12 protein-coding genes are annotated in these 13,705 nt (G+C 38.1%); all 12 read right to left on the bottom strand.

The features are described from left to right. Positions 1-14: 14 nt before the first annotated feature. Positions 15-1,430, bottom strand: coding sequence for a F0F1 ATP synthase subunit beta (gene atpD, locus DRZ93_RS12420; RefSeq protein ID WP_113743338.1), 1,416 nt, complete (start codon positions 1,428-1,430; stop codon positions 15-17). Positions 1,431-1,454: 24 nt separating this feature from the next. Then, positions 1,455-2,318, bottom strand: a complete 864-nt coding sequence (atpG, locus tag DRZ93_RS12415; RefSeq protein ID WP_113743339.1) for a F0F1 ATP synthase subunit gamma — start codon at positions 2,316-2,318, stop codon at positions 1,455-1,457. A gap of 11 nt (positions 2,319-2,329) precedes the next feature. Further along, on the bottom strand, positions 2,330-3,871 hold the full coding sequence (gene atpA, locus DRZ93_RS12410) for a F0F1 ATP synthase subunit alpha (protein WP_113743340.1): 1,542 nt from the start codon (positions 3,869-3,871) through the stop codon (positions 2,330-2,332). Positions 3,872-3,883: 12 nt separating this feature from the next. Beyond that, positions 3,884-4,414 (bottom strand): F0F1 ATP synthase subunit delta, encoded by a 531-nt coding sequence (locus tag DRZ93_RS12405; protein WP_113743341.1) that lies wholly within the window; start codon positions 4,412-4,414, stop codon positions 3,884-3,886. 15 nt (positions 4,415-4,429) lie between these two features. After that, complete coding sequence (locus tag DRZ93_RS12400) at positions 4,430-4,900, bottom strand: F0F1 ATP synthase subunit B (RefSeq protein WP_113743342.1); 471 nt, start codon at positions 4,898-4,900, stop codon at positions 4,430-4,432. A 34-nt stretch (positions 4,901-4,934) separates the two neighbouring features. After that, on the bottom strand, positions 4,935-5,168 hold the full coding sequence (gene atpE, locus DRZ93_RS12395) for a F0F1 ATP synthase subunit C (RefSeq protein WP_113743343.1): 234 nt from the start codon (positions 5,166-5,168) through the stop codon (positions 4,935-4,937). A gap of 45 nt (positions 5,169-5,213) precedes the next feature. Continuing rightward, positions 5,214-6,173 carry a F0F1 ATP synthase subunit A gene (atpB, locus tag DRZ93_RS12390; protein ID WP_309250979.1) on the bottom strand — a complete coding sequence of 320 codons (960 nt, stop codon included), beginning with the start codon at positions 6,171-6,173 and terminating at the stop codon, positions 5,214-5,216. Positions 6,174-6,789: 616 nt separating this feature from the next. Then, entirely contained in the window at positions 6,790-7,752 is a 963-nt protein-coding gene (locus DRZ93_RS12380; protein WP_113743345.1) for a ParB/RepB/Spo0J family partition protein, read from the bottom strand. A 169-nt stretch (positions 7,753-7,921) separates the two neighbouring features. Next, positions 7,922-8,692, bottom strand: a complete 771-nt coding sequence (locus DRZ93_RS12375; protein WP_113743346.1) for a ParA family protein — start codon at positions 8,690-8,692, stop codon at positions 7,922-7,924. Between the two features lie 18 nt (positions 8,693-8,710). Further along, complete coding sequence (rsmG, locus tag DRZ93_RS12370) at positions 8,711-9,364, bottom strand: 16S rRNA (guanine(527)-N(7))-methyltransferase RsmG (protein WP_146740823.1); 654 nt, start codon at positions 9,362-9,364, stop codon at positions 8,711-8,713. Positions 9,365-9,375: 11 nt separating this feature from the next. Then, positions 9,376-11,262 (bottom strand): tRNA uridine-5-carboxymethylaminomethyl(34) synthesis enzyme MnmG, encoded by a 1,887-nt coding sequence (gene mnmG / locus DRZ93_RS12365; RefSeq protein WP_113746699.1) that lies wholly within the window; start codon positions 11,260-11,262, stop codon positions 9,376-9,378. A 1,373-nt stretch (positions 11,263-12,635) separates the two neighbouring features. After that, the gene (locus DRZ93_RS12360) at positions 12,636-13,547 is read right to left on the bottom strand and encodes a ribokinase (protein ID WP_113743349.1); all 912 of its coding nucleotides are present in this window, start codon (positions 13,545-13,547) and stop codon (positions 12,636-12,638) included. Positions 13,548-13,705 lie beyond the last annotated feature (158 nt).

The following is a 13,705-nucleotide window of genomic DNA, read 5'->3' as shown; positions in this document are numbered from 1 at the left end:
TTCACCTCTTAAAGTTATAAGTTTTTAGCTTTCTCTACAACTTCTTCAATTGAGCCAACCATATAGAAAGCCTGCTCTGGTAAGTTATCATAATCACCGGCAATGATACCCTTGAAGCCACGGATTGTGTCCTTCAGTGGAACATACTTACCTGGTGATCCTGTAAATACCTCAGCTACGCTAAATGGCTGTGACAAGAATCTTTCAATCTTACGTGCACGTGCTACAGTAAGCTTATCTTCTTCAGATAACTCATCCATACCAAGAATAGCAATAATATCCTTGAGCTCCTTATAACGCTGCAGTACAGTCTGAACACCACGAGCTACCTCATAGTGCTCCTTACCTACAACGTATGGATCAAGCTGACGTGAAGTTGAATCAAGAGGATCTACAGCAGGGTAAATACCTAAAGATGCAATCTGACGAGACAGCACGATAGTAGCGTCAAGGTGAGCGAATGTTGTTGCTGGGCTTGGATCGGTCAAATCGTCAGCAGGCACATAAACAGCCTGTACTGAAGTAATAGAACCTTTCTTGGTAGAAGCAATACGCTCCTGTAATACACCCATTTCCTCAGCTAGAGTTGGCTGATAACCTACGGCTGAAGGCATACGACCAAGCAGAGCTGACACTTCGGTACCGGCGAGAGTATAACGATAGATGTTGTCGATGAACAACAGCACGTCAAGACCCTCGTCACGGAACTTCTCAGCAACAGTCAAACCTGTCAGAGCAACACGTAAACGGTTCCCTGGAGGCTCATTCATCTGACCATAGATCATTGATACTTTATCAATAACCTTTGACTCCTGCATTTCGTGGTAGAAGTCGTTACCCTCACGGGTACGCTCGCCTACACCTGTAAATACAGATAAACCGGAGTGGGCCTTAGCGATGTTATTGATAAGCTCCATCATGTTAACGGTCTTACCTACACCAGCACCACCGAACAGACCTACTTTACCACCCTTAGCAAAAGGACAGATAAGATCGATAACCTTAATACCTGTCTCTAATACTTCAGTAGTTGAAGACTGATCAGCATAAGTAGGGGCGGCTCTGTGAATTACCCAGCGCTCCTGCTCACCAATCGGGCCGGCCTCGTCTACAGGCTGACCTAAAACGTTCATAATACGTCCTAAGGTCTCTTTACCAACAGGAACCTTAATGCCTGCACCGGTATTTACAACCTCAAGACCTCTACTAACACCATCGGATGAACCCATGGCAATACAACGTACAACTCCACCGCCAATCTGTTGCTGAACCTCTAAAACAAGATCCTCGCGGTTTTTACCGTCACCTTTTACCTCAAGAGCATCATAAATCTCTGGAATGTGACTTTCTGGAAATTCTACGTCTACAACAGCGCCGATGATCTGTACAATAGTACCCTTATCACCAGCACGATTTGAAGCTTCAGCCATTTCCTTTATTTCCTCTTAAAACTATCAAACAGCAGCGGCGCCTGATACGATGTCATTCAACTCCATCGTAATGCCAGCCTGACGTGCCTTGTTATACTCAAGCTCAAGATCACTTACCAGTGACTCTGCATTATCTGTTGCAGCCTTCATGGCAACCATACGGGCTGCCTGCTCGGATGCTAGATTCTCTAATACAGCCTGATATACAGCCTGCTGAATATAACGATCTAAAACAACATTTAGGATTACAGCTGGATCTGGTTCATAAATGTAATCCCAGTGGTGCTTAGAAATCTTCTCGTCATCTGACTTCTGCAATGGAAGAATCTGTACAACGCTTGGCTCCTGCACCATGGTGTTTTTAAAGGTATTGAATGCCAGATAAACTGCATCTACCTCACCATTTAAAAATGCCTGAGTCATGACCTTAATAGCGCCAACTAGCTTTTCTGGCTGCGGATTATCACCAAATCCGCCATGCTGGGCTATAACCTCTACGCCTGAACCACTAAAAAATGCACTTGCTTTAGTACCTAAAAGAGCAGTCTTAACACCAATGTTCTTGTTTAGGTTCTGACGAATGTCGTTTAAAACCTTTCTGAACAGGTTAATATTAAGACCACCACACAAACCACGGTCTGTAGAAATAATAATGTAACCTACATTTTTTACTTCTCTTTCAACCATATATGGGTGACGGTACTCGGTATGGCCTGATGCAATGTGGCTAATAATGCGTGATAAAGACTGTGAATAAGGTCTTGAAGAACTCATTTTGTCCTGAGCTCTACGCATTTTTGATGCTGCAACCATCTGCATGGCACTAGTAATCTTCTGTGTGTTTTTCACAGAAGCTATCTTAGTGCGTATTTCCTTTGCTCCAGCCATTTAAACAGCTCCTAGTAAGTCTGAGTTGACTTGAACTCGGTGATTAATTTGTTTAAACCATCAACGATTTCATCGTTGTAATCTGGTTTAGCGTTGATGCCATTCATTAAATCGGCACCCTTATCACGAGCATAATTTAAAAGAGCCTGCTCAAATGCTGAAATCTTTGACAGTTCAACATCTTCAAGATAACCACGCTCGGCGGCAAAAATAACAAGAGCCTGCTCTGCTACAGACAGCGGTGAATACTGCTGCTGCTTCATGAGCTCTGTTACCTTCTGACCATGGTCAAGCTGCTTACGTGTTGCCTCATCAAGATCTGATGAGAACTGAGCAAATGCAGCAAGCTCACGGTACTGAGCTAACGCGGTTCTAATACCACCTGACAGTTTCTTGATGATCTTAGTCTGAGCTGCACCACCTACACGGGATACAGAAATACCAGGATCAACAGCAGGACGAATACCTGAGTTGAACAGACTTGATGTTAAGAAGATCTGACCATCGGTAATAGAAATTACGTTGGTTGGAATAAATGCAGATACGTCACCTGCCTGAGTCTCAATGATAGGAAGAGCTGTAAGAGAGCCGGTTCTACCAACAACCTTACCGCCTGACTTGGCTTCAAGATACTCAGCATTTACACGAGATGCTCTCTCAAGCAGTCTTGAGTGTAAGTAGAATACGTCACCTGGGAAAGCCTCACGCCCTGGAGGACGACGAAGCAGCAGGGAAATCTGACGATATGCAACAGCGTGCTTTGACAGATCATCATAGATAATTAAGGCGTCCTCGCCCTGATCCATGAAGTACTCACCCATAGCACAGCCGGCGTATGGAGCAATATACTGTAAAGCGGCAGTATCAGATGCAGAAGCGGCAACAACGATTGTATGAGCTAGAGCATTTTCCTCTTCTAACTTACGTACAACAGCTGCAATGGTTGAAGCTTTCTGACCGATAGCAACATAGATACACTTAACACCAGAATCCTTCTGATTGATAATAGTGTCGATAGCTAAAGCTGTCTTACCTACCTGACGGTCACCGATGATAAGCTCACGCTGGCCACGACCGATAGGAATCATTGAGTCAACAGCCTTATAACCTGTCTGAATTGGCTGTGCTACGCCCTGACGTGCAATAACGCCTGGAGCGATTTTCTCTACTGGATAGGTTGCCTCTGAAGCAATTGGACCTTTTCCGTCAATTGGCTCACCTAATGTATTTACTACACGGCCAAGAAGAGAATTGCCAACAGGTACTTCTAAAATACGGCCTGTGCTACGGACCTTCATACCCTCAGATAAGTGAGAGTAAGGACCCATAACAATAGCACCTACTGAATCACGCTCTAAGTTTAAGGCTAGACCATAAAGACCATTACCAAACTCAAGCATTTCGCCCTGCATAACGTTTGCAAGGCCATGGATGCGAACAATACCATCGTTTACAGATACAATTGTACCTTCATCTCTGGCTTCTGTTACAACCTTAAACTGCTCAATCCTCTGCTTGATCAGATCAGCAATCTCAGTTGAATTAAGTTGCATTCTTTTTCACCTTTATATGAGAGTTGAAGACAGATTTTTAATACTTGTCTTAACACTTGCATCAATTACTTTATCGCCAATCTGTAAAATGGCACCACCTACGATGCTAGGATCAATTTGAAAACTCAGTGAAACAGAGCAGCCATATTTGGCTGAGAGTTTATCTTTTAATGCACTAACTTCAGACTCACCAATAGGACGAGCTGAAGTTAAGACTACAGATAAAACCTTATCATGCTCCTTTCTGAGCTTTAAAAACTCATCATAAATCTCAGGTAAAACTTCAAATCTGGCATTTTCACCTAAGACCCTAACAAAGTTCTGGCCATACTCATCTAAAATGCCATCAAGTAGCTTTAAAAGACTATCTGAGGCAGCAGATGGTGATGAAGCATTCTTTAAAAAAAGCAAAATACCGTCGTCTTTACATGCTAATGCCAAAGCCTGTAGCATGTTCTGCCATTGATCCAGTGCATTATGTTCAACTGCACTGTCAAAAGCAGCTTTAGCGTAAGGTCTTGCTATAGTTAGGTTCTCTGCCAATGCATTTACCTCTCTTTACAGTGATTCTATGATCTTCTTGACCATTTCCTGGTCAGACTTAGAATCAACCTTCTGATTGAGGATCTTCTCAGCACCGGCAACAGCAAGATTAATAGCTTCGGCACGTAATGCCTCTCTTGCTTTGTTATACTCAGACTCAATCTGTGTCTGAGCATTTTCCAGAATGCGCTGCTTAGCTTCGTTTGCCTCCTGCTCAGCCTTATCAAGGATCAGAGAACGCTGCTTGTTAGCCTCATCAATGATCTTCTGGGCTTCAATTTTGGCATTACGCAAAGCTTCAGCTGAACTTGTTTTAGCAAGCTCAAGATTCTTTTTAGCTTTATCAGCTGCGGCAAGACCGTCTGCAATTTCTTTCTGTCTCTTTTCGAGCACGTTCATAAGAGGTGGCCAAACCCACTTCATACAACATACTACGAAAATGAGGAATGCAACGGCTTGTCCTAAAAATGTAGCATTGATTTCCAAGGTGGAAGACTCCCTGCTAGATGCTTATTGCAAACTAAGCAACAGCAAACATTACATACATACCTAAACCGACTGCAATCATTGGAATAGCGTCAACAAGACCCATAACGATAAAGAACTGAGTACGAAGTAATGGGAGTAAATCTGGCTGACGAGCTGCGCCTTCAATAAACTTGCCACCTAAAATACCGATACCGATAGCAGCACCAATTGCAGCAAGGCCCATCATTAAGCCGGCAGCGAGGTACAACATTACGTTAGCATCCATTGGAATATCTCCTTAAAAAAAATTAAAATTTAAATTAAAATAAAACTATTCAGATTCAGAAGCCATCGATAGATATACGATGGTAAGAACCATAAATATAAAAGCCTGTAGGGTGATAATCAGAATATGGAATAATGCCCAAGGCACATTCAATACCCATTGAATCCACCATAATGGTAATAGAGCTATCAGGATGAAAATCATCTCTCCTGCATACATGTTACCAAAAAGTCGCAAGCCTAAAGATACTGGTTTTGAAAGTAAAGAAACACCTTCTAAAATCAAGTTCACAGGGATAAATACCCAGTGGTGGAACGGATGAAGGGTTAGACTCTTTACAAATCCACCTACACCAACATTTGCAAAGGCAAAGTAGAATATCAGTAAAAATACGCCACAGGCCATTGATAATGTGATGTTAGCGTCAGCTGATGGAACAATTCTCATATAAGGAATGCCCATTGCCTGAGCTAAGCCAGGAACGAGATCAATTGGCAGAAGGTCCATTAAGTTCATTAAGAACACCCATACAAACACTGTAAGTGAAAGAGGTGCAATTAATTTGCTCTTACCTTTAAAAATAGAGGTTACTGTTTCATGAGTAAACTCTAAGATCATTTCAATAAAGCATTGGAACTTAGTTGGAACACCTGACTCTGTTCTCTTAACTGCAAGGCGGAATAATAAAAGGAACACAATACCAAGAACTACTGTAAATCCAAGTGAATCAAGATTCAGTGTATATGGATTAATAATTGATGGTGCTGGTGCATTCGGATCTTTATAGGTAATACAATCACCTGATCCTAAGTCACCAAATGTGCACTTATCAAAACCAACCTGAGCAAGACACTGCTCCTGAGAGGAGCCGCCGTCAAGACAGGATTGAAATTGACTGCTATCTTTTGGTTTAACGCTGTCTACAATCGATCCATCACGCATATCCACCTGCAAAAAGTGAAGGTGATGTCCGATATACTCTTGTGAGCTGTGCTCTGCCGACATAGTTATATAGCACCTTTTAAAATTAAACACACCAACTGCAAAATGCAGCAAGACATTTTAGTATGCTAATATTAAGACGATTTATTTTTTATGTCAAAGTATGAAAAGTAGTATTAGTGAACTATTTGGCAGAATAAAACCTAATAATCATATTAAAAAACACACTGGTCACAAAACAAGCTGTCATCAATATATAGTTGAGTTCGAGAAATTTAAAAGCACAAAAGAAAAGGAATACAAGCATAAAATACTTAAACAGAGTGCCGTAGACTACTCTAAAAAGTACGTATCCTGAAGATAAACCATTGTTTTTATTTTTAAAAGACACTAAAAACGACAGCAGATCTGCTATAAAAAATATAGAACATCCACAGACAGCTGACTTTATATAGACAGCAAAAGGCTCTTTAAAAACAAAGGCATAAATACAAATCAAAGTGCAGATACAAGAAATAAACAACACATCATAGAATATTGTTTTTATAATAATTTTTTTCAAATAAAGCTTATCTTCAGATATAGGCTCAAACATATTATAAATTAATTTTCTTGCACTAAAAGTGTGACATGGTTAAAAAACAGCATAAATGAATACCTCAGATATGCTGTTTAATTTCTATATACTAAAAATTTCCTTAATCCGATTAAACTCATCTTCATTCTTATAAGTAAGTGTAATTTTTCCCTTATTTTTACCTAAGTATGAAAATTTTACATTTTTAGCATCCAGCTTATTCTTCAGAATGCTCTCAAACCCCAAAATTGTATCAGAAACATCAGGTTTTTGATTTTTATTATCATCTGAAGGGGCATCTCCTTCCTTAGAGCCAACCGACTTCACAAAAATTTCAGTTTGTCTAACTGACATTGATTTTTGTATAACAATTTCACAGGCACGCTCCTGCACTTCACCTTCAAGTGATAAAAGAGCTTTGGCATGGCCCATGTCAATCACACCTTCTCTTAAAGCATCTTTGGTTTTAGGAGCTAAAGAGTTAAGACGCAGAATATTGGAAATAGTTGATCTTGATTTGCCAAGAGTTTTGGCAAGAGACTCCTGAGTCAGTTCACACTCCGTCAGCATTATAGATAATGCCTCTGCCTGCTCTAAAGGATTCAAATCCTCTCTTTGCATATTTTCAATAAGGGCAATGGCATAAGCATTATTCTTAAGATCATCCTTTACAAGGCATGGTACAGTTTTGAGACTGGCAATCTTTGAGGCTCTAAAACGTCTTTCACCACATATGATTTCAAACATGCCATCATCGGCTTTCTTTACTAAAAGAGGCTCAAGCAGTCCATGCTCTTTTATAGATTCAGCCAGCTCTTCAAGAGCGTTTGTGTCAAAGTTTTTACGTGGCTGATATTTTGAGGCTTTTAATTTGTCGATATCAATATCAAGAACAGAGTTTGTGCTTATTGCTGTATTTTCTGATAAGGTAGAGCTATTTGTTGCAACTTCTTCTTGTTCTGCAGCACCTAAAGATATCAGATCTGAGATACTGTTAACGTCCCTGTTTTCTATTTTTTTGGAAAGAAGAGAGTCAAGGCCTCTGCCAAGTCTTTTAGTTGTCATTTATTCTACCTATATCATCTATACATATTAACCGACATAAATATATCAGCAGATGTAGTTAAAAAGACCAATATATAGCTTCGTTGTAAGTCTTAATTTTATACAAAAGCCTGATTTTTGCAAATGTGCAGTGCAATAAAAATCAGGCTTATAACGTGTGTTTAATTAGTTATTTATCAGCCGATCTTTCAATAATTTCGCCGGCAAGTGCAAGATATGCTTTTGAACCTACAGATGACTTGTCATAATACATAGCTGGCTGTCCAAAGGAAGGTGCTTCAGCAAGTCTTACATTTCTTGGAATGATAGTCTTATACACAAGATCGCCAAAATTACGTTTTAACTCATCAGAAACCTCAGTTGAAAGACGGTTTCTGTTATCAAACATGGTACGTAAGATACCTTCAATCTTAAGATTTGGATTTACAGCCTGAGACAACTGATCAACAGTATCTATAAGCAATGTCAGACCTTCAAGTGCAAAGTACTCACACTGCAGAGGAACTAAAATACTGTCTGCAGCGCACATTGCATTTACAGTAAGCAGATTTAATGAAGGTGGACAGTCAATAAAGATATAGTCATAGTTATCTTTTATCTCTGCAAGTGAGTTTTTAAGTCTGAACTCACGGGCCAGGTAATCTAAAAGCTTAACCTCAGCTGCTGTCAGATCCTCGTTTGAAGGAATTAAATGAAAAGCACCATTGGTCTTTTCAATAACTGTATCTCTTATCTCAACACCGTCAATAAGAACATGGCATATAGTTCTTTTTAATTCAAACTTATTTATGCCAGATGCCATTGTGGCGTTACCCTGAGGATCTGAATCTACAACTAAAACTTTCTTTTGCATAGCAGCAAGTGAAGCTGCTAGGTTCACACATGTGGTTGTTTTGCCAACACCGCCTTTCTGATTGGCTATTGCTATTATTTTTGCCATGATTAAATCCTATAAAGCCTATGCTTTTGTAATAAATACAGCCTGTCGCATGGCATCTAAATTTGGAACATGTAATCTTTCGATTTTTTCTATTTTTACGCTATCTGGAACAGCCTTTATCTCTTCATCAGTGAGATTGGCTTTCATTGCTATAAAGGAACCGTTATCTGATAGAAGCGGCAGACACCAGTTAACCATTCTGTTCAAAGGAGCAAAGGCTCTACTTACAATACAGTCAAAAGGTGTATCTACTACTATATTCTCACATCTGTTATTTATTATATCAACATTACTAATGCCAAGCTCAACGCATGCTGTTCTTACAAAAGAAAGCTTTTTGGCAACTGAGTCAATTAAAGTAAAATGTCTGTCTTCATTAAGGATTGCCACCACCAGACCAGGAAAACCAGCTCCTGTTCCAACGTCGGCTATGTTTTTGCCCAGAAGCAATGGAGATAAAACTGCACTGTCCAGAATGTGCAGGGTTATTATATCCTTTTCATCTCTGATTGCTGTTAAATTTAAAGCATTAGACCATTTTTTTAGTAAAACGACCAAAGCGGCTAATTTAGATACATGTTGAGTATCAAACTTTACTTCAGTCTGCTTTAATAAATTGTATATGCAGATCTCTATCTCGCTTTGAGACATTAAAGCGTTATGTTTATGCACTGTAATTTAACCTAATTTTTTCCAAATAGTCCAAGTTTTTTAAGATGTACCAGCAAAATAGAAATTGCAGCAGGAGTTACTCCAGAGATACGTGAGGCCATGCCAAGGGTTTCAGGTTTAAACTCATTGAGTTTTTGAGCAACCTCATTAGACAGAGAGGTTATATTTCTATAATCAAAGTTTAAAGGCAACAGAGTTTTTTCATTAATCTCTCGCTTTTTAATCTCCTCAAGCTCATGAGAGAGATATCCCTGATACTTAACCTGAATCTCAACCTGCTCATAACTTTGTCTGTCACAGGCAATACCTTCCATAGAGCAGGCTTCCAATAAAGCATTTAATCTGCTCTCTGGTCTTCTTAAAATTTCCTCTAAAGACTGTTCTTTTGAAAGAGGAGTGTTAATGATAGCAGAGATTGCGCGACCTTCTTTTGAAGAAGGTTTAATTAATGTTGCTGCAAGTCTGTGCTTTTCCTTTTCTATAAGCTCTTTTTTCTGATTGAAAATATCATAACGTTCAGAAGAGATAAGGCCTAATTTATAAGCTGTATCTGTAAGTCTTAAATCAGCATTATCCTCACGCAGCATCAGTCTGTATTCAGCTCTTGAGGTAAACATTCTATAAGGCTCTTTAGTACCAAGAGTACACAGATCGTCCATCATGACACCTATATATGATGTATTTCTAGATGGGAACCAGGCCTCCTGACCTTTTATATATAAAGCCGCATTGATACCTGCAAGAAGTCCCTGAGCTGCAGCCTCTTCATAGCCTGTGGTACCGTTGATCTGTCCTGCTAAAAACAATCCTTTTATCTTTTTGGACTGCATGGATACAGACAGTTCACGAGGATCGTAGAAATCATATTCAATTGCATAGCCAGGACGGGCAATTATGGCACTTTCAAAACCTTCAATAGAGTGAATAAACTTTTCCTGAATATCATAAGGAAGAGAGGTTGAAATACCATTTGGGTATATAAGATTTGTAGTAAGCCCCTCAGGCTCAACAAAGATCTGATGGCTGTCGCGGTTTGGATATCTTACTACCTTATCTTCAATCGAAGGGCAGTATCTTGGACCAATACTTGAGATTACACCTGAATATAAAGGACTTCTGTCTAATCCTGAACGAATAATATCATGTGTTTTTTCATTAGTTCTTGTAATGTGACAGCACACCTGCTGAGGATGAATATCCTCTTCATTTAAGAATGAAAATACAGGAAGAGGGCTCTCAGGCTCCTGTCTTTGCATTTTGGAATAGTCTATAGATGAAGATACAAGACGTGCAGGAGTACCTGTTTTTAATCTGCCAACCTTAAGACCTATTTCCTTTAGGTTTTCAGCAAGGTCTATAGATGCAGGATCTCCGGCTCTGCCTCCAGTGTAGTGGTCAAGACCTATATGTATAAGTCCGTTTAAAAAAGTACCACAGCAGATAATTACAGCATGTGCATAGAACTTAATATCAGCTGCAGTGTTGACACCGCACAGCACATCTTTTTCAAATAAAAGTCTGGTGCACGGCTGCTGAAATATAGTTAAATTTTTATAGTCCGAAAGTGTGGTTCTGATAACTTCTTTATATAGATGTCTATCTGTCTGGGCTCTTGTTGATCTGACAGCTGGTCCTTTTGATGAGTTAAGAGTTCTAAACTGAATGCCGGCTCTATCAATAGCATCAGGACAGACACCGCCCATAGCATCGATCTCTTTTAAAAGATGGCCTTTACCAATACCGCCAAAGGCTGGATTACAGGACATTTCGCCTATAGTCTCTATATTATGAGTTAAAAGCAGTGTTTTACATCCCATTCTTGCAGAGGCACATGCTGCCTCTATACCAGCATGTCCTGCACCTACAACTATAACGTCAAAATTTCTGTAATTATCCATGAATGCGACCAAAAGAATATTTAGATAGTAAAAAACTTTGCTATTTTATGACAAACGGGGGCTAATTAAAACTGCATTTTTCAAGCGAAATTTTTCATTTTTTTTAATAATCAGAAAATTAAAAAAATATATATTTTTTATTTATTGTTCTTATTATATAGGAGCTAAAATCTGTGGTTTTAAGTTTTTTTCTATTAAAATTCAATTATTTAATGTGTTGGATTTTTTTTGCTTACTTTAAAAATTCCTTTTTTTAAAATGTGGCAATTTTTGGTTTATTCCAAAGGCAGATTTTCAGGTGTTGGTAAACACTACATAATCCATAAATTTTTCAACATTCATGTATTTTATAATATATTGATAAATAGTAAGTTTTTTTTATTTACCAAAAGCCTATATAGTTGTTAGAGCAAAAGCGGCTTTTTTGATGATTTTGCACTGCTTAAGAGGGGTCTTGAAAATCTATGTTCAAAGTTTGGACACCAGGTTATAGATAGACTACAGGCTCAGCTCTTTTCATTTTAGGGGATCTTATTGCTCTGAACGCAAGCAAAGTGTTTTGTAGTGCTTTTAATTTATGTATCTGATGATGTTTTAAAGCTCAATAAATAATGTGCCCTATATGAATAATAACATGATGTAAAGTCAGGTCTCTTGTCTGTCATATCTCAAATATCTGTAGCTCTTTTAGCTACTATTAGCTCTGCCTCATATGCAAACGCATCAGCTTTAAGACTTCTTTATTTTCATTGCAATTTTTGGCGTTTTTTCCCTAAAGCCACAATTTTAAAAATAGAATAAAAAAATATATTTATATATTATTGATATTGTTATTAAGAGCTCCAAAAGTGTTGTTTTTTATAAAAAAATATGTAAAAACAATATGTTCGACTGTTGATTTTTTTTAAAATATCATGTTATTTTGCTTTAAAAAGATGTTGGTAAGATTCTTTTTATCAACAAATTTTTATCTTGAAAAAAAATAAGCCAAAAAATATAAAAAAATATAAACAGCTTTTTGTAAAAAATCCCACAGCTTATCAACATACTGCCACATTTCTTTTGGGGCTATAGGATTGATATTTTACATAATACTGTTGGGCACTGTTTTTTTATTGAAATTGTCTGTGGCATATAAAGCTAAGAATGTTAGCTTTTTACTATTTGCCATCTTGGCCTTAGTATGATCTGTATGATAGAAAATGACTGTAAGGCACAGTCTGTACCTGTCTTTGGTTATAAGCTGTCTTTTATCCTGATGGAATATAAAAAGACTCTGCTTATAACCTTGAGAGTTGGCAGTAGAGTCTTTTTCGATATATTTACAACTTTTAATGGTCTTTATAGAGCTTAGCTTTTATACACAATAGCTTTTACTGATGCTCTTTTAAAAAGTCCATAACCTCATTTATATGTGGAATTGATGGGCTGGCTCCTTTTTTAGTAACAGCTATGGCAGATGCAGCAGAGGCTATAGTCAGTGCCTCCTTGGGTTCATGATTTTGAGTAAGCATGGTAATAAGATAGCCAAGATAAGTGTCACCTGCTGCTGTAGTATCTACAGCATTGACCTTAAATGCATTTACAAAAATACTCTGTGAGTTTTTATCCTTATATAAGGATCCGTGAACACCTAGGGTCAGAACTATAGATGAGTCTTTAAACTTAGCTGATAGCAGATCCATAAGCTGCTGAGGATCTGTATCTTCAGCCTTGTCTACTAAAGCTGCTCCTTCAATTTCATTTACAATAATGTATTTACATTTCTCCAAAGGCAGAGATAGAAGCTTCTTTTCAAAAGGTGAAACATTAAAACAGATATTAAGCCCCTTTTCATAACCTTTATTTATAAGGTACTCCATATTGTTTATTTCATTTTGTAAGATCAGATAGTCGCCTGCATCAAAGCTGCTTAAAACTGAATCAATATGCTCACATGTTATCTGTTGATTGCTGCCTCCAAAAAGAATAATACAGTTTTGGCCATCTTTGTTTACCTGTATAACTGTATGACCTGATGGAGAGTCTATCTGCTTTACAAAATCAATATTGACCTTATCTTCTTTTAAAGTATTTAAAAGAATAGAATTGTCTGCTAATCCAACGCATCCTGCATGATATACGTCCCCGCCTGCTCTCTTTGCAGCTATGGATTGATTTAGTCCTTTACCTCCGGCAAACACTTCTCTGTTTAAAGAGTGTGTTGTCTCGCCAGGCTGTACAAAATGGTCCATGGTGTAGACATAGTCTATATTTAAGGATCCGAAGTTTAAAATTCTGGCCATACTAAAATCCTCTAAAAAAACTTTCTTTCTATGTTCAGCTTTAAATAAAAATAAACAAAATTTGTGGTTTTATACACTTGAGTATATAGATCTATGAACATTGAAAGTTTTTGTTCAAATCTATGATTTTAGTTTATGATTTTATAATGTGCCAAAAT

Origin of the sequence: Anaerobiospirillum thomasii (genome assembly GCF_900445255.1) — a bacterium.
GTDB lineage: Bacteria > Pseudomonadota > Gammaproteobacteria > Enterobacterales > Succinivibrionaceae > Anaerobiospirillum_A > Anaerobiospirillum_A thomasii.
The sequence above is the reverse complement of the archived record's forward strand: the minus strand, read 5'-3'. Positions and strand labels throughout refer to the sequence as shown.